We start from the raw sequence: 16,804 nt of genomic DNA, 5'->3' as shown, positions 1-16,804 counted from the left end.
TTCTCAGCGGCGACAAGAGATAATATATCATGAACGCCTAGTGTATTGCAAGCACTTTTTAAAAGTTTTTTTGAGATATTCTGATATGCGGTTTAAGACTGCTTGAATACCCACCACTTGCTGCCTGCAAAGTTAAGCACAACGGTTACTCCCGTAGCTAGCAGCTTAGCCGTGAACGGACCTAATCCCGCTTCCTTCGTCAGCTCATAGAGAAGCAGCATAGACACTCCCAGCACTGCCGCGTTCAGCAGAATGAAGCGTACGGCCCTTCCGCGGTCTGCCTTGTATCCGTCCTCTCTTTTCGAAGTCCCTTTAAAGGTAATGAGAGAATTAAACACATAGCTGTTCACCATGCCGGCACTATAAGAGATAACTTGCGCGGGAAGGACGTACAGTCCCGCCCACACCAGTAAGCTGTAGACAACAAAGTCCACCAGAGTGTTGAGCAATCCGATCATATTAAATAAGACGAATTGCTTTAACGCGCCAAGCTTTTGTTTTCTTGGGCTAATCTGCTGCTGCGGCTGCTCAATGGACATATTCGCGTTCCTTCTCCTGCTTCTCCGCTTGTTCCTTCTCTTCGCTAAACCCTCTGGCTTCTCTTACGATATATAGAGGACGGTTCTTGGACTCGTCATAGATCCGGCCAATATACTCGCCAATAAGTCCAAGCAGCATCAGAATAATTCCGTTAAACAAGAGATTAATGGCGACAATGGTTGTCCACCCCGCTACCGTGCTCGAAGTAAAGAGACGCTGACATAGCACGACCAGCAAATAAACGAAGCTTGTGGCCGACAGGGTAAAGCCGATATAGCTTGCGATTTTGAGCGGCTTATAAGAGAAGGAGGTGATGCCGTCCACCGCAAAATTAATCATTTTTTTGAGCGGATACTTGGTCTCGCCCGCAAAACGCTCCTCGCGGACATACTCCACCATCGTCTGGCGGAAGCCTACCCAGCTGACAAGACCGCGAACGAAGCGGTTCTTCTCTTTCAATCCGCGCAGCACGTCGCATACCTTGCGGTCAATCAAGCGGAAATCGCCGGTATCCATCGGAATATCGAAATTCGTCAGGCTCCGCATCGTACGGTAGAACATCATCGCCGTCAGTTTCTTGAAGACCGTTTCGCCTTTGCGCTTCAGCCGCTTGCCGTAGACTACCTCGTAGCCTTCCTTCCATTTGGCGATCATCTCGAGCATTACTTCCGGCGGATCCTGAAGATCCGCATCTATAATGATTATGGCGTCGCCCTGCGCGTAATCCATACCGGCCGTAATGGCAATCTGATGGCCGAAGTTACGCGAAAAGTTGATCAGACGAACATTGCCGTCCTGCTGACAAATGGCTTCCACGATTTCGACCGTCCGGTCTTTGCTGCCGTCGTTAACGAATACGAGCTCGTAAGGCTCGCCGTAACCGTCCATCACTTCTTTCAGTTTGGCATACGTATGACGAATCACTTCTTCTTCGTTATACATCGGCACTATAATGCTGTATCTCGCCTTCATGCCCGTCTACCCCTTCCGTTCATCAGCTGTAAAAGACCCAAGAGTCAAAATGTCTTAGAGCAATCATCACATATTCCTTGCTTACTTCCATACCGGAAATGACTGGATAATACATTATAAACAGGACGACCGCTATGCCGGCGTAAACCCAGCGGATCCATTTTTTATTCTCGCGACCTTCTTCAATGCGGGTGAATATATAAACGATGGCCAAAATCATGAATGGCACCATGGCAAAATAGTGATACAAGAACGTCAGCCGCGGAACGAGCATCCATGGCAGGTATTGCGATAGATAAGCGAGCCACAGCACGTACATCCGCTTATCCTTGCGTTTGACGCTTATATACAGCGCTGCTATGACCGCAAAGATCCCCGTCCACCATATTAGCGGATTACCGAATGCCGAAATGGACGAGACCATTCCAGGATCGAGATTTTTACCGTTATAATACCAGACCGGACGTTTCATAAACGGCCACTCCCACCATTGGGAGGAATACGGATGCGTAGCGACAAGCTTGCTGTGGTAGTCATACATATGCTTCTGGTACTCGACAAGCCGTTCCGCCGTATATGTATCTCCTTTAACGTGTAGGACCGGAATGTAGGACAAGCAGTAAATGACTAACGGAATTGCAACGAAGAAGACAAGACAGCTTGCAAGAGTCAGTACCGTATTGCGCACAAACCCGCGGGAAGCCTTTTGATAAGCCTCGTTTTCCGTATAAGGATAACTTTCTCCCCCGCCCGCCAAGATGCGTTTTGCCGCTGCGTGCTCACGGTAACGTTCAATAAGGACTAGCGCCAGCATAACCGCCAGGCCGGCACCGCCATAAATGACAATCCATTTGGAAGCCACCCCTATTCCGAACAACAGCCCCGCCCAGAATAAAGGCACAAGCGTTTTCCTGAGAGGAGATCTGTAAAAGCTCATTTCCCTGTATTTATTCATGAAGTAGAACATCAGCATGATGAAAAAGACGCCATACACGTCAATTGTCGCAATCCTTGTCTGCGTGAAATGCATAAAGTCTGCCGCAAACAGAATCGTTGCCGTCGCCGCGTAGCCCGTCTTACGGAACAGCTGCAGGGCAAACAGGTAAATGATCGGCAGCATCCCGATACCAAACAGCGTGCCTACAATTCGCCAGCCAAACGGACTAAGCCCAAACAGCTTGATCCCTACCGCGATTAGCAGCTTGCCGAGCGGCGGATGCGTATTCTCGTAAGCCTTCATGCCATGAAGATTCTCGTAAGCGGTCCGGGCATGATAAATCTCGTCAAAATAAGAGCTGTTAAAGTAGTTCGGTTTATATACGGCATTCTTCTGTTCATCAAACAACCTGCTGCCTGCTAGAGCCGCATCCTGCTGCACGTCGCTTTCATCGCCAAGATCAACAACCTGCTCAACCGGGATCGGCTTATCGCTTCCTTCCGGGTAGAAGGCAACCTCCTGCATGGAGAAGCCCCACTGGGTTACTGTCAGCTTCGCATACCGGACCGTCTGATTGACGGGGTTAACCGTCCACTTCAAGTCGTCGCCAACTTTTTGCTCAATCTCGATCGGATTGCTCCATTGGTCAGGCGTGCTGCTGCTGAATTCCCACTTGTACTTGCCAACGCCAACCCCATTAAAGCTGTTGATTTGACCGACTTGCACCGGCTTGCCAAAATCCACATAGAAGCTTTGGCCGTCCCGGTCCGCCTTCCAACCGCTGTCAAAGCTAACCGTGGAACCGAGATTCATGAGCGCAATAACGGCATAGACGCCCGTAATGACGGACATCCATAACCAGTCCTTGCGGTGCAGCCTGCGGGGAGGCTGCTCCTGTGACCTTACGCTTTGAAGCAGCCGCTCTTCGGACATGGCAAGCTCGTCTTTCGTCACCGCCGGAACCGGCTGCTGGCGGCCCTTGATATATCTATCATAACCGATATAGATCATATACAAATACAAACCGATGTTAACAAGCGAAGTTACGATCATAATGCCGTTCGAAGAAGGCAGGAACGTATTCTCCTGGCTGAAGGCCAAGACATAGCCGACATTAATATAATGCGTAATGCTAAAGCCAATCAGCAGATGCAGAATACGGCGATCCTTCGCTTCCACATAAGCGAAAATCATCAGCAGAAGTGCCGGGAACATGTAGCGCTCGTGCATTTTGGCAGCAAACATAAAGACCGTAACGATCAGAATCAGAGCCATGTAGAAGGAACCGGTCAGATCCTTCTGCTGCTTCCGGAAGGCGAAGAACAGGACTGAGACTACTGTCGCAAAAACGATCCCAATGTTCCCCCAAACCGAATATTCTAAGCCTAGCCAATGCGCGTCCAGCTTCGCCCAGTTACCGCCCGTTAAAGCATAAAGATTAAAGGCGTTCAGCGTGGCGTACGGATAAGAAGACAAGGTTGATTTATAAAGATCATAGAGTCCGGATAAACCGCCGTTCTTCCAAATAAACGGTGCGGCGAGCAGAAGGAACGCTATAAAGCCGTAACAAATCCCCGCGGCAATACGCTTCCAATGCCTCAGGTTGTAGCCGTAAGCGAGAAGCATAACCGGCGTAAAAATAAGCGCCTGCGGCTTCACAAGCACGGCCAGCGCAAACCAGATTGAACCGCGCTCCAGTTTGCCGTCCGTAATAGCCCGAATGGCTAATACAAGAATCAGCGCAAAAAAGGAATCAACCTGACCCCATCCGGCGGAGTTGATCCAGACGGCAGGGTTCCAGACGAAAATCATTGCTAGGCCGAAGGCAGCGCGGTGATCGAGTTTTTTCGCCGCTGTACGGTAAATGAGATAACCGGTAATCAGATCGGTGAAAATAGCCGGAAGCTTGTAGAATACGATTGCCGCATCGCTGGCTGACCCCATGCCGAACCACGATTGCAGCGCCCCCATGACATAGAGCACATATATATAACCGGGCGGATAATCGGCAAACAGCCCTTCCTGATAGAAGTTGCCGAGTCCGTCCTTAAAGGCGTGATTCGCCCAATAAATAAACGTATTGATATCATTCGTATAGCCTGGATTCGTGGCCGCTATGTAGAATCGGAAGGCGAATGCCGCTAGTAGCGCGATCCACAGTCCGTTCAGGGACGGCTTTCCGCCAGCCGCAAGAGATTGGCCGCTCACCGTAAATTCCCGGGCACGCAGCCATCTGCTATACAGGTAAGCGAATAAGGCGCCAAACAAAGCCGATACCGACAATACCGAAAAGGCCGATATTTTTTTCGGGTCTATTTTCTCCTGATTTTGAGGTGTAGCCGAGGCGGTCTGTTCCGACTGGGTAATGACAGGTGAGAACGCTTCTGTCGCAATATTGCCTAAGGCATTGGTTTCTGCGCCGGCACTCCCCTCAGCGGATACATAAACGTTCATGGCAGGTAAAAGGCCAACAACGAGAACAAATAATAAACAAATGATTGCACGCAAGCCACTCTTCCACATTTTCCGCGGTTCACCTCAAACGTTAAGTTTCTCGAGCTTGTTTTTCCTTTAAAATACATTCTCACTTTCCCTATCAAAAGTCAATGTGCGCTCCTATCGCAAAAAAACACCGCCCGGACCCGTTAGTCCAAGCGGTGCTGTCGTTAACTTCTTATTCGCCTGCACGCTCGCGCATATGCGGGAAGAGCAGAACGTCGCGGATGGAAGGCGCATCGGTAAGCAGCATAACAAGGCGGTCAACGCCAATGCCAAGTCCGCCGGTAGGCGGCATGCCGTACTCGAGGGCGCGGATGAAGTCGTCATCCATCTCATGCGCTTCGTCATTGCCTTGTTCCTTCTCGACAAGCTGAGCTTCAAAACGCTGACGCTGGTCGATCGGATCGTTCAGCTCGGTGAACGCGTTCGCATGCTCGCGCGCTACGATAAACAGCTCGAAGCGGTCCGTAAAGCGCGGATCTACCGGGTTCTTTTTCGCCAGCGGCGAGATTGCAACCGGATGTCCCGTAACGAACGTAGGCTGAATCAGAGTATGCTCGCAATGCGTTTCGAAGAACGCATTCAGAATGTGGCCAAACGTCATATGCGGCTCAACCGGTACTTTATGCTCCTTCGCGAGAGCATGAGCTTCTTCGTCGCTCATCTCCACGCTGAAGTCTACGCCGGTAACCTCTTTAACCAGGTCTACCATCGAAACACGGCGCCATTGCGGCGTCAGATCGATCTCTTGGCCTTGGTAGGAAATTTTCATCGTGCCCAGAACCTCTTGCGCGATATGGGCGATCAGGTTCTCCGTCAGCGCCATGATGTCCTTGTAATCGGCATAAGCCTCGTACAGCTCGATCATGGTAAACTCCGGATTATGGCGCGTCGAGATGCCTTCGTTCCGGTACACGCGGCCAATCTCGTATACTTTCTCCAGACCGCCTACGATAAGGCGTTTCAGGTGAAGCTCAATCGCGATACGCATGTACAGCTGCATATCAAGCGCGTTGTGGTGAGTGATGAACGGCCGAGCCGCAGCACCGCCGGCAATGGAATGCAGCGTTGGCGTTTCCACTTCGAGGTAGCCCTTCGAATCAAGGTAACGACGCATCGATTGAATAATGCGGGAACGCGTAATGAACGTCTGCTGTACGTCCGGATTCACGATCAGATCGACGTAACGCTGACGGTAGCGCAGCTCTACGTCCTTCAGGCCGTGATATTTATCAGGCAGCGGGAGCAAAGACTTCGTCAACACTTCCACTTCGTGAGCTTTTACCGATACTTCGCCGGTGTTTGTCTTGAACACGACGCCTGTGATGCCAACGATATCGCCGATATCAAGCATTTCAAATGCCGCGTATTTGTTCGCTTCAACCGTATCCTTGCGAACGTAAATTTGGATTTTGCCGGAAAGATCCTGGATATGCGCAAAAGAAGCTTTGCCCATGCCGCGTTTTTGCATAATGCGGCCCGCAACGCTTACCTTGATCGCTTTCTCCTCCAGCTCTTCCTTGCTGAGCTCTTCATAAGCGGACACAATGTCTTTCGCATTGTGCGTACGCTCGAATTTGACGCCGAACGGGTCAACGCCAAGAGCTCTCAGCTCGTCCAATTTGTCTCTGCGGATTTGCAGAAGTTCGCTTAGTTCTTGTTCTTGTTCCACTCCCGTGTTTTGCTGATCCACTTTATTCATCTCCTAAATGAAAGGCACTGCTCAAGCGTAAACGGCTGCGCCGTCCTGTGGAGGGGCAGCAGACGTTTCGCGAGTGAAATATAAGTACCGTATAGAGACAACCTATACTTTCTTATATTTAACGTTCAAAAAGCTTCCGCTAAGGAAGCTTTCGAAAAATATGCGCAAATGGCAGTGCAGACCTTATTTTTTAATATCGACGATTTTATATTGAATGATGCCGGCAGGCACGCTAACGTCCACAACAGTACCTTTCTTCTTGCCCAGTATCGCTTTGCCTACAGGGCTCTCATTCGAAATCTTGTTACGAAGAGGATCGGACTCGGCTGTACCTACGATTGCATATTCCATTGTATCACCGAATTCCAAATCTTCCACCGTTACAACCGATCCAATACTTACCGTATCGGTATCGATCTCATCGTTATTGATAATCCGCGCGTTGCGGAGCATTTTCTCAAGCGTAATGATACGGCCTTCGATAAAAGCCTGTTCATTTTTGGCATCCTCGTATTCCGAGTTCTCGCTGATGTCGCCGTAGCCAATGGCCACCTTAATACGTTCCGCTACTTCACGACGCTTGACCGACTTGAGGTTTTCCAGTTCCTCTTCAAGTTTCTTTAACCCGTCCTGAGTCAGAATGATTTCCTTATCGCTCATCTTCCGATTCTCCTGTCGTGTGACATATTATTCATACGGCGTATGAATTCACTGTTATTTAAATATATTGCATTCCCCGTTCCTCATGCCAAGTTGCGGGGCAGCTAGCGCGGAAACGACGATGTCGTTGATGTATATTGCAAGATTATATTTCAAAGAGACCCCGAATGTCAATCAAAGCCAAATTTGTGTTGTAACCGCTTTATCTTAAAGAGACTTAGGAGGATTACCGGCCCCTTGACCGATAATCCTCCCCCTCTCTTAATGTGCGTTGTTGGAACTGCCGGCCACGCCGGCAAATGCTTCTTCATTCAAAGAAGCAATGTACTGCTCCATAATTTCGACAAGCTTGTCGCGTCCTGTCTCTTCCATAATGACATCTTTCACGCGTGCCGCGCCCGGAAGTCCTTTGAGGTACCAGGCCATATGCTTGCGCATTTCGCGTACGGCGGTTGCTTCGCCTCTCAAGGCTATTAGACGGTCCATATGCAAAATCGCAACTTCCAGCTTCTCGCGCGGAAGCGGATCCGGCAGCAGCTCGCCCGATTCCAGGTATTGAATCGTTCGGTACAGCATCCAAGGATTTCCAAGCGCTCCGCGTCCGATCATAACGCCGTCGCAGCCGGTATGGTCGAGCAGTCGACGGGCATCTTCCGGCGAGAAGACGTCGCCGTTGCCGATAACCGGAATGGAAACCGCCTGTTTCACGTCGCGGATAATATCCCAGTTCGCTTTGCCGGTGTATTGCTGCTCGCGAGTACGGCCATGAACGCTGACCGCTTTGCCGCCCGCGCTTTCGACAGCCTTCGCGTTGTCTACCGCGTAAATATGCTCGTCGTCCCAGCCGATCCGCATCTTCACGGTAACCGGCTTGCTGACAGCGGTGGTTACCGCCGAAACCATCTCGTAAATTTTGTTAGGGTCAAGCAGCCAGCGCGCGCCGGCGTCGCAGCTCGTAACCTTCGGCACCGGACAGCCCATATTAATATCAATAATATCGGCGTTGGTCTGTTGGTCGACAACCTTGGCCGCCTCGACGAGCGATTCGCGGTCACCACCGAAAATTTGCAGGCTAAGCGGCTTTTCGCGATCGTCTACAAACAGCATTTCCATCGTGCGCTTGTTGCCGTGCAGAATCGCTTTGTCGCTGACCATCTCCGCGCATACCAGGCCGGTTCCGAATTCTTTCGCAATCAGACGGAAAGCCGGGTTGCAGACGCCCGCCATCGGCGCGAGCACGACTTTATTTTTCATCTCGATGTCACCGATTTTCAACATACTGCTCCTTGTTCCTCCTTCCTGAACGGAATGACCGCCTTCATCGACGGACGTAACAGAGTTCAACTGCATATGAAAAATACGTTAAGATTCCGTATCCATTAGTTCTTCATAGCTGATGCCAAGCGTATTCGCTATATTCATCATAAGCCGGGCATCGGGCTTGCGGGTTCCCCGCTCCAGCGATCCAAGGACCGCAACCGATACGCCTAATACCTTTGCCAGCTCCTGCTGGGTGTAGCCCTTCAGCTTCCGGAATGCCCGGACCCGCTGAGCCAATTGGTGATTTTCCATAACGTGATGCCTTCCTTTCCATCCTGAAGCGCCGCTGCCGCAGAAGCCGAAACACGGTCCTGCAGAGGATGCGACGGATCGATGACATCCGCAAGGGGAACAAGCACGAAAGCCCGCTCCAGCATACGGGGATGAGGCAGCGTCAGCTCCTCGTCATCCATCGCTACATCTTCATATAACAGCAGATCTAGATCTATGGTGCGCGGTCCCCAGCGTATATCTCTTACGCGTCCAAGAAGCTGCTCCACTTTAAACAACACGTGAAGAAGCTCGAGGGGTGGAAGAGTCGTCTTAACGGCCATCGCCATATTCAGAAAAGCCGGCTGATCCGTATACCCGACAGGATCAGTCTCGTAAATACCGGATATCCTTAACGCTTGAACGCCGGGCTGCTGTTGGAGGTATTCAATTGCCTGCCGAAGCAGTCCCTCGCGATCGTTAAGGTTGGAGCCTAGAGCAATGTACGCTTCCGCCAAGGTGTTAGGCACGGACGACACGTCCATTCCCGTCCCGCTTGCGGCGGAGCTCAATTGTAACCCCGTCAAAATGGATCTCGAACGGCGGATTAGGCTTCGTTACGCGAACCGCCACTTCATTTATCATAGTATAAGCTTCCAAAACCCGCGTTGCAATGCCGCCGGCCAAAGCTTCGATTAATTTATAAGGCTCTCCCTGCACAACGGATTTGATCTGCTCGTACAGCTCGGCATAGTTAATCGTTGCGTCCAAATCATCGGTTGCCGCCGCTTTCTCCAGGTCCAGCTTTAGGTCAAGGTCAACGATAAACTTCTGTCCCAGCCGGTTCTCCTCCTGAAAAACACCGTGATAACCGTAAAATTGCATGCCCTTCATAATCATGCTGTCCATGCTTCGCTTCCTCGCTTTCTATTTAGAACCGCGGTACATGATCGCGTCGGTCATCATCGCTGTCCGCTTATTCGCGCGCACATCATGCACGCGTACGATTTGGCAGCCCTGGGCAATGCCAAGCGCCGTAGTTGCTGCCGTGCCTTCCGCAAGATCGTCGACCGGCAGGTCAAGCGTCTGCCGGATAAACCGTTTGCGCGAGGTGCCAAGAAGCACCGGGTAGCCAAGCGCGGTCAGTTCCGACAACCGGCCCATAAATTCCAGGTTGTCGTCATGATCCTTTGCGAAGCCGAGGCCCGGGTCGAGCCAGATCCGGCTCGCTTCAACGCCAGCCCGAAGCGCAATGGCCACGCTCGCCTGCAGGTCGGCGAGCACATCCGGGACAAGGTCTCCGTAGTCCCGGGCAGGGCGGTTGTGGCTGATAATAACCGGACAGCCATATTCGGCCGCCACGGCCGCCATAAAGGGGTCATACTTCAGACCCCAAATGTCGTTGATAATATGCGCGCCCGCTTCAAGCGCCTGGCGCGCCGTCTCGGCTTTGTACGTGTCGATGGAAATCGGCACGTGAGGCGCAGCCTCGCGTACGGCCCGGATAACGGGCAGCAGGCGGCGGAGCTCTTCTTCTACGCTGACCGGCTCAAAGCCGGGACGCGTCGATTCCGCGCCGATATCGATAATATCGACGCCTTCGTCAACCATAGCCGCCGCACGCGCAGCGGCAGCCTCCGCATGGTTATACCGTCCGCCATCCGAGAAAGAATCCGGCGTAGCGTTCAGAATGCCCATAATCAGCGTCCGCTTCCCAAGCTCCAGCTTTATTCCGCCGCCAAGCTCGTAGCTTCTATTCCAAAAGGTCGGCTTATAGCCTGTAAGTTCCTGTCCCTGTTCTTGTTCGCTCATCGTTATTGTTCCTCCGTATCTTGGCGGTAGGCGAGCAGCAGCTCCCGAAGCACGGGTCCCGCCGAGCCGGAACCAACCGCCGTACTGCCGCCATGATGATCGGTTACGCGCGTTACCGGTACAAGCTCCTGTATAGAAGTCGTTAGCCATACTTCATTCGAGGCAAGGAGCTCCTCAAACAAATAGTGTCCTTCCCTCACCGTATAGCCAAGCCCTCGAGCCAGTTCGATAACCCGCTGCCTTGTTATCCCCGGCAAAATGCCGATATCGGTTGAAGGGGTATAAATCGTGTCCTCCTGCACAAAAAACAAATTGCTGACGATGCCTTCCGCAAGAAGTCCCTCATGGCTCAGCATAAGCCCTTCCGCCGCCGGCGAAGCATCGCTTGCCAGCAATTCCCGCTTAGCGATTATATTGTTCATATAATGGAGCGATTTTAATCGAATGTCCCCTTCCGGGGTATTTCTTGCCGTCTTAAGCAGCCGTAATTCTTTTCCTTCGCTGTACAGGCTCTCGTTATGGGGCGGAAGCGCCTTAACGAGCATGAACTCCGTTGGCTGCTCGTAATCTCCCGACGGAAGTCCCAGTTCCCCGGTTCCCGCCGTAACGGTGAGACGGATATAACCTTCCGCAAGCCCGTTCTCTTTCAGCAGGGCCGCTATCATCTTCCGAAGGGCATCCAGATCCGGCTTGTAACGGATACCGATCGCTTCGCAGCCCTCCGCCAGTCGCTTCATATGCCGCTCCAGCAAATACGGCTGGCCGCCGTACGTGCGGAACGTCTCAAATAACCCCATACCGTACAAAAAGCCGTGATCGTATACCGAGATCACAGCTTCGCCAGATTCCATTACCGTACCGTTCAGCCCGATCTTCATCGAGCCGCGCCCGTGCGGATTTTCAAGAAATTGCGCAGCATGTCGTGACCGTGCTGCGTGATGATCGATTCGGGGTGGAACTGTACGCCTTCAATCGGATATTCCTTATGACGCAGTCCCATAATTTCGCCTTCCGCCGTTTCCGCGCTGATCTCCAGGCAATCCGGAAGCGTCTCGCGCTTCACGATAAGAGAGTGGTACCGGGTAGCCGTATACGGAGAAGGAATCCCTTCAAAGATCGTTTTGCCGTCATGCAGGATTTCAGACGTCTTGCCGTGCATCAGCTTCTCCGCGCGCACAACGTCGCCGCCAAACGCTTGTCCGATCGACTGGTGGCCAAGACATACGCCAAAAATCGGAATAATGCCCTTGAAATGCTCAATGACCGACAGGCTGATCCCCGCTTCGTTCGGAGAGCAAGGTCCCGGCGAGATCAGAATATGGTCAGGCTTTAACGCCTCAATGCCCGCAAGATCAATCTCGTCATTCCGTTTCACGACAACCTCTTCGCCCAGTTCACCCAAATACTGCACCAAGTTGTACGTAAACGAATCATAATTATCAATTACTAGAATCATCGCTCCTGCTCCCCCTTTGTGTATCGCTCTACGCTACGTCCGGCTCGTCTGCTCCGCAAACCGCTCGCTGTACTGAATCGCCTTCCATAGCGCCTTTGCTTTATTCAACGATTCGTAATATTCCCGCTCCGGATCGGAATCGATAACGATACCGGCCCCGGCCTGAATATTAACGATACCGTCCTTCACCGCCATTGTTCTTATTATTATATTAAATTCCATATCGCCATTATAGTCAATCCATCCGAGCGATCCCGTATAAGCCCCGCGCCGCACGGGCTCAAGCTCCTCGATGATTTCCATGGTCCGGATCTTCGGCGCGCCTGTAATCGTTCCGCCCGGGAATGTCGCGGCGATGACGTCAAACGCATCCTTCCCGTCCGCAAGGCGTCCTTCCACCTGCGAGACCAGATGCATCACGTGGGAATAGTATTCGATGACCATCAGCTCTTCCACTTTAACGGTTCCAAATTCCGATATCCGCCCAAGATCGTTCCGCTCCAGGTCAACCAGCATAATATGCTCGGCCCGCTCCTTCTCGCTTGTACGGAGTTCTTCCGCCATCTTGCGGTCTTCTTCCTCCGAGCGGCCCCGGCGGCGCGTGCCCGCTATCGGGCGGGTTGCCAGCTTATCGCCGTTCCGCTCGACGAGAAGCTCCGGAGAGGCAGAGACCAGCTGGAAGTCCGGACAGCGCAGAAAGCCCATATAAGGCGATGGATTAAAAATACGCAGCCATTCGTATAACTCTTCCGGCGAAGAACTGACCTTCCGGCTCTGCCGCTGAGACAGGTTCACTTGGAATACGTCTCCCTGGCCGATATACCGCTGAATCCGGCGGACTGCCTCCATAAAGGCTTCCTTCCGGAATGGAGAGGTGATGCCTTCGACCGACTCTACGTCAATGTGAAGACTATCGCTTTCCGTGAACTGTCTGCGTTCCTCGCGAACGGCTGACGCCTCGCCGCCCTGAAGCTGAATATGATGCTGCCAGAATACCTCCATCTCCTCAGCCTGTACAACCGCCTCGTCGTACTTGGCCTGCAGCTGCTCTTCGTTCTCTTCCCCGGTAACCGCGGTATGGACCGCGCAGTACAGCATCTTCTCCTGTTGATCCACGATCCAGATCCGGTTCATCCGCAGGAACAGATAATCCGGAAGTCCCGTATCGTCCGCCGCTAGCTCGGGCAGCCGCTCGATAGAGCGGATCACGTCATAGCTCCAGAAGCCTATGCAGCCTCCCGTCCACTTAGGACCATCCGCAAGTTTAGGAGAGCGTTGCGGCTCCATCCAGCGCCGGACCACTTCAAGCGGCTTGCCCTCCCAGGATTGTTCCGACAGGACTTGTCCCTCGCGGTCCCATTCCGATGATTGGGCATTGTCTCCTTTGCCGCGGATAACCCCTTCCGGATGCAATCCCAAATAGGTATAACGTCCATCCTTGCCGCTTTCCAATACGAATGCATGCGGGGAAGCCGCACGCCATGCCGACTCCCATGATTCAACGGTAACGGTATGAAGAGGAATGCGCTTCAGCAGCGGCAAGGTTGTGTATTTCCGTTCTGCCTGCCATAAAGCCCACTGCCCTAGTGCGGTGAACATGTTAATTCCCTCCGATCAGCTATGATTTGCTAAGTATACAAAAAGCCTCCGCAAACGTCAAAAAGCCCCCGTTCCTAAGAACGGGGGACTTATAGGAGACAATATTAGTTCTCGAAGTTGAACAGAGGCGTGGACAGGTAACGTTCGCCGTTCGAAGGAACAACGGCAATAACGCGTTTGCCTTTGCCGAGCTCTTTCGCTACTTTCAGAGCAGCAAAGATCGCAGCGCCGGAAGAAATACCGCACAGGATACCTTCTTCTTTTGCAGCACGGCGTGCATACTCGAAAGCTTCTTCGTTCTCAACGGTAATAACGTCGTCGTAGATCTCACGGTTCAGGATATCCGGCACGAAGTTAGCGCCGATACCTTGGATTTTGTGAGGACCTGGGTTGCCGCCCGACAGGATCGGGGATGCAGCAGGCTCAACCGCGTAAATCTTGATACCTTCGAAGTTCTTCTTCAGCACTTCGCCCGTACCCGAGATTGTACCGCCAGTACCGATACCGGCAACAAAAGCATCCAGCTTGCCGTCAAGCGAGTTAATCGCTTCAACGATTTCCGGACCTGTTGTTTCGCGGTGTACTTTTACGTTAGCTTGGTTCTTGAACTGTTGCGGAATGAAGTAGGACGGATTCTCTTTCGCCAGCTCTTCCGCTTTGCGAACGGCTCCGTTCATGCCTTCGGATCCTGGAGTCAGAACAAGCTCAGCACCGTAAGCACGAAGCAGGTTGCGGCGCTCGATACTCATTGTTTCAGGCATAACGAGGATCGCTTTGTAGCCTTTTGCCGCAGCTACCATCGCAAGACCGATACCCGTGTTGCCGCTTGTAGGCTCAACAATTGTATCGCCAGGCTTCAGAACGCCTTCTTGCTCCGCTACTTCGATCATGCTGATCGCGATACGGTCTTTAACGCTTGCGCCCGGGTTCTGGTACTCAAGCTTTACATAGATTTCCGCGCTGTCCTCCGGTACAAGACGGTTCAAACGGACAAGCGGTGTATCACCAATAAGTTCAGTTACGCTGTTAACGATTCTAGCCATGAGAATAATTGCCTCCCTTATTCCGACTAATTTAGTTGGTTTTTTCACTACTAACATCTTATCAATCTCTCGCATCCGTTGTCAATAGTTTCTTTCTTGAATTGACAGGAAAAGGGAGAAGCCGCCCAGTGGGCGGCTTCCAGATGATAGATAAGTGCTCCTAAGGGGTAATCTCTGCGTTGTATTTCTCGAGCAAATCATCCTCGATCTCGTTAAGCGGCTTGGCTTTGGACAGCGCCAGCTCCTTGCGGGCGGTATCGTACAGGACATGGCCGGACAGGCCGTCCGTCTTCTGCCGCTCCAGCACGCGAATAACCGCATAGCCTTCCGACACCTTAATGGGTCCGGTCGACTCGCCGGTCTGCAACCTGCCGGCTTCCTCCAGCATATCGGCATCATAGAACGGATCATCCGAATCGATAAGACCGAGGTCGCCGCCCGTATCCGCTGTATTCGCATCCTTCGAATACTCCAGCGCAAGCTGTTCGAACGTATCGCCGGCCGTAAGCTTATCAAGCACATCGTCTGCTTCCTTTTCCGTATCCGTGACAATCCACTGCACATGAAGCCTTAGCCGGTCCGCGAATTGCTCCGGATGAGCCGCTATGTAATTCTCGATCTCCACTTCGGACAGATTAACGGTCAGAATAGCAATTTTCTCGAGCAGCAGACGGTACCTTATATCTTCCTCTACATCACTCTTCGTCATGCCAAGCTGCTCTTTCATTACTTCATAAAAAACTTCCTCGCTATCATAGCCGTCCATCATAGCGGTAAGCTCCCTCTCCTCTTCCTCGGAGGACAGGCTTAACTGCTGAGCCTCAGCTTCCAGGTCAATCGCCTTGCGAACCATCATGGTCCGCAGTACATTATCGCCATACTGCCGCTTAAGCTGATCGGCCAAATCCGCTGCCGTAATCGGAAACCCGCCTACCGTTGCGGCGATTCCTTCGCTGCGCGAGAGATCGGAATCGCTTGGCGTATCCCCGGCTTGCGCCTTTGTCTCCGAATCGGGATCATGCTTGTCGGGATCGTCCGAGAACGGAGACAGCTTCACAATAACCGCAACGCTTAATACGATCATACAGATCGCTTGAAGAACAACAACTGCTTTTAATACCCCGTATTTCTTCATTTCCCCATTGCCTCCGGCATTATTGCACGAGCTTTGGCTTCGCCTGGTCAAGCAGCTCTTGCAGCTGCTCCCGGTCGAACGTGTAAGCCTCATTGCAATAATGGCAGACCACCTCTGCCTTGCCGTCTTCCTCAATAATCTGCTCCAGCTCCGACGCCCCAAGGCTGATTAGTGTCTGCTCCACCCGATCCCGCGAGCATTTGCATTGGAATTTCAATTCCAGCGAATCATGGATATGCAGATCGTCTCCTACCAGCCTGCGAAGGATACCCTCCGGCGTTTCGCCCTGCTCCATCAGCTTCGTCACATGCGGAATGGAACCGATAGCCTGCTCAAGACGGGTAATCTCCTCATCGGTAAGGCCCGGCAGAAGCTGCAAAATAAAACCGCCTGCATGAGTGACTTTTCCTTCCGGCTCTACAAGCACGCCAAGTCCAACTGCGGAAGGCGTCTGTTCGGATACGGCGAAATAATAAGTGAAGTCTTCGCCCAGCTCGCCCGATACAATCGGTACACTGCCGAGATAAGGATCCTTGAGGCCGAGATCCTTGATAATGTGGAGATAACCGTTCCGGCCTACCCCGCCGGCAACGTCAATCTTCCCGTGCTCGTTGCTTGGCAACAGGACATCCGGGTTATCGACATACCCGCGCACCTCGCCGTGCGCATTCGCGTCAACGACGATTTGGCCGATTGGACCGTCGCCTTTTACTTTTACCGTCAGCTGCTCCTCGCCTTTCAGCATGGCTCCCATAATGGCGGCAGCCGTAGCCGTGCGCCCGAAGGCTGCTGTTGCAGTCGGCAATGTTTGATGGCGCCGCTGCAATTCGTTTACAAGCTGCGTTGTGCAGGCTGCAAATACGCGAATTTTACCTCCCCACGCCGTACCCCGGACGAGTACGTCTGGTAACTGCTCCAT

16 protein-coding genes are annotated in these 16,804 nt (G+C 52.3%); all 16 read right to left on the bottom strand.

Annotated features, from left to right (window positions below; all coding sequences use genetic code 11):
- Positions 1–92: 92 nt before the first annotated feature.
- The gene (locus CFI03_RS11745) at positions 93–539 is read right to left on the bottom strand and encodes a GtrA family protein (RefSeq protein ID WP_248757517.1); all 447 of its coding nucleotides are present in this window, start codon (positions 537–539) and stop codon (positions 93–95) included.
- Positions 529–1,512, bottom strand: coding sequence for a glycosyltransferase family 2 protein (locus tag CFI03_RS11740; protein ID WP_248757516.1), 984 nt, complete (start codon positions 1,510–1,512; stop codon positions 529–531). Before CFI03_RS11740 ends, CFI03_RS11745 begins: the two co-directional genes overlap by 11 nt.
- Before the next feature lie 22 nt (positions 1,513–1,534).
- Positions 1,535–4,972, bottom strand: coding sequence for a phospholipid carrier-dependent glycosyltransferase (locus CFI03_RS11735; RefSeq protein WP_248757515.1), 3,438 nt, complete (start codon positions 4,970–4,972; stop codon positions 1,535–1,537).
- Between the two features lie 151 nt (positions 4,973–5,123).
- Positions 5,124–6,650, bottom strand: a complete 1,527-nt coding sequence (gene lysS, locus CFI03_RS11730; protein WP_174806593.1) for a lysine--tRNA ligase — start codon at positions 6,648–6,650, stop codon at positions 5,124–5,126.
- A gap of 183 nt (positions 6,651–6,833) precedes the next feature.
- The gene (gene greA, locus CFI03_RS11725) at positions 6,834–7,310 is read right to left on the bottom strand and encodes a transcription elongation factor GreA (RefSeq protein ID WP_127496976.1); all 477 of its coding nucleotides are present in this window, start codon (positions 7,308–7,310) and stop codon (positions 6,834–6,836) included.
- Positions 7,311–7,571: 261 nt separating this feature from the next.
- Positions 7,572–8,588 carry a tRNA dihydrouridine synthase DusB gene (gene dusB / locus CFI03_RS11720; RefSeq protein ID WP_248757514.1) on the bottom strand — a complete coding sequence of 339 codons (1,017 nt, stop codon included), beginning with the start codon at positions 8,586–8,588 and terminating at the stop codon, positions 7,572–7,574.
- An 84-nt stretch (positions 8,589–8,672) separates the two neighbouring features.
- A complete protein-coding gene (locus tag CFI03_RS11715; protein ID WP_012772083.1) occupies positions 8,673–8,882 on the bottom strand; it encodes a helix-turn-helix domain-containing protein in 210 nt (69 codons plus the stop codon).
- Positions 8,834–9,385, bottom strand: a complete 552-nt coding sequence (gene folK / locus CFI03_RS11710) for a 2-amino-4-hydroxy-6-hydroxymethyldihydropteridine diphosphokinase (protein WP_248757513.1) — start codon at positions 9,383–9,385, stop codon at positions 8,834–8,836. Before folK ends, CFI03_RS11715 begins: the two co-directional genes overlap by 49 nt.
- Positions 9,363–9,749 (bottom strand): dihydroneopterin aldolase, encoded by a 387-nt coding sequence (folB, locus tag CFI03_RS11705; RefSeq protein ID WP_248757512.1) that lies wholly within the window; start codon positions 9,747–9,749, stop codon positions 9,363–9,365. Before folB ends, folK begins: the two co-directional genes overlap by 23 nt.
- An 18-nt stretch (positions 9,750–9,767) precedes the next feature.
- Positions 9,768–10,652 carry a dihydropteroate synthase gene (folP, locus tag CFI03_RS11700; protein WP_248757511.1) on the bottom strand — a complete coding sequence of 295 codons (885 nt, stop codon included), beginning with the start codon at positions 10,650–10,652 and terminating at the stop codon, positions 9,768–9,770.
- Between the two features lie 2 nt (positions 10,653–10,654).
- Positions 10,655–11,530 (bottom strand): aminodeoxychorismate lyase, encoded by an 876-nt coding sequence (gene pabC / locus CFI03_RS11695; protein WP_248757510.1) that lies wholly within the window; start codon positions 11,528–11,530, stop codon positions 10,655–10,657.
- Entirely contained in the window at positions 11,527–12,108 is a 582-nt protein-coding gene (pabA, locus tag CFI03_RS11690) for an aminodeoxychorismate/anthranilate synthase component II (RefSeq protein WP_012772078.1), read from the bottom strand. The genes pabC and pabA overlap by 4 nt, the downstream gene beginning before the upstream one ends.
- 33 nt (positions 12,109–12,141) lie before the next feature.
- On the bottom strand, positions 12,142–13,707 hold the full coding sequence (locus CFI03_RS11685; protein WP_248757509.1) for an anthranilate synthase component I family protein: 1,566 nt from the start codon (positions 13,705–13,707) through the stop codon (positions 12,142–12,144).
- 104 nt (positions 13,708–13,811) lie between these two features.
- Positions 13,812–14,750: a cysteine synthase A gene (cysK, locus tag CFI03_RS11680; protein ID WP_248757508.1), complete on the bottom strand. Its 939-nt coding sequence runs from the start codon at positions 14,748–14,750 to the stop codon at positions 13,812–13,814.
- Between the two features lie 160 nt (positions 14,751–14,910).
- Positions 14,911–15,885: a peptidylprolyl isomerase gene (locus tag CFI03_RS11675; protein ID WP_248757507.1), complete on the bottom strand. Its 975-nt coding sequence runs from the start codon at positions 15,883–15,885 to the stop codon at positions 14,911–14,913.
- A gap of 19 nt (positions 15,886–15,904) precedes the next feature.
- Positions 15,905–16,804 (bottom strand): Hsp33 family molecular chaperone HslO, encoded by a 900-nt coding sequence (gene hslO / locus CFI03_RS11670; protein WP_127496985.1) that lies wholly within the window; start codon positions 16,802–16,804, stop codon positions 15,905–15,907.

The organism is Paenibacillus sp. ATY16 (assembly GCF_003399985.2).
Classification (GTDB): domain Bacteria; phylum Bacillota; class Bacilli; order Paenibacillales; family Paenibacillaceae; genus Pristimantibacillus; species Pristimantibacillus glycanilyticus.
The sequence above is the reverse complement of the archived record's forward strand: the minus strand, read 5'-3'. Positions and strand labels throughout refer to the sequence as shown.

Coding starts and splice junctions, on each gene's coding strand:
- CFI03_RS11745 (WP_248757517.1), bottom strand. CDS start 539: ATGTCCATTGAGCAGCCGCAGCAGCAGATTAGCCCAAGAAAACAAAAG.
- CFI03_RS11740 (WP_248757516.1), bottom strand. CDS start 1,512: ATGAAGGCGAGATACAGCATTATAGTGCCGATGTATAACGAAGAAGAA.
- CFI03_RS11735 (WP_248757515.1), bottom strand. CDS start 4,972: ATGTGGAAGAGTGGCTTGCGTGCAATCATTTGTTTATTATTTGTTCTC.
- lysS (WP_174806593.1), bottom strand. CDS start 6,650: ATGAATAAAGTGGATCAGCAAAACACGGGAGTGGAACAAGAACAAGAA.
- greA (WP_127496976.1), bottom strand. CDS start 7,310: ATGAGCGATAAGGAAATCATTCTGACTCAGGACGGGTTAAAGAAACTT.
- dusB (WP_248757514.1), bottom strand. CDS start 8,588: ATGTTGAAAATCGGTGACATCGAGATGAAAAATAAAGTCGTGCTCGCG.
- CFI03_RS11715 (WP_012772083.1), bottom strand. CDS start 8,882: ATGGAAAATCACCAATTGGCTCAGCGGGTCCGGGCATTCCGGAAGCTG.
- folK (WP_248757513.1), bottom strand. CDS start 9,385: ATGGACGTGTCGTCCGTGCCTAACACCTTGGCGGAAGCGTACATTGCT.
- folB (WP_248757512.1), bottom strand. CDS start 9,749: ATGGACAGCATGATTATGAAGGGCATGCAATTTTACGGTTATCACGGT.
- folP (WP_248757511.1), bottom strand. CDS start 10,652: ATGAGCGAACAAGAACAGGGACAGGAACTTACAGGCTATAAGCCGACC.
- pabC (WP_248757510.1), bottom strand. CDS start 11,530: ATGAAGATCGGGCTGAACGGTACGGTAATGGAATCTGGCGAAGCTGTG.
- pabA (WP_012772078.1), bottom strand. CDS start 12,108: ATGATTCTAGTAATTGATAATTATGATTCGTTTACGTACAACTTGGTG.
- CFI03_RS11685 (WP_248757509.1), bottom strand. CDS start 13,707: ATGTTCACCGCACTAGGGCAGTGGGCTTTATGGCAGGCAGAACGGAAA.
- cysK (WP_248757508.1), bottom strand. CDS start 14,750: ATGGCTAGAATCGTTAACAGCGTAACTGAACTTATTGGTGATACACCG.
- CFI03_RS11675 (WP_248757507.1), bottom strand. CDS start 15,885: ATGAAGAAATACGGGGTATTAAAAGCAGTTGTTGTTCTTCAAGCGATC.
- hslO (WP_127496985.1), bottom strand. CDS start 16,804: ATGGAGCAGTTACCAGACGTACTCGTCCGGGGTACGGCGTGGGGAGGT.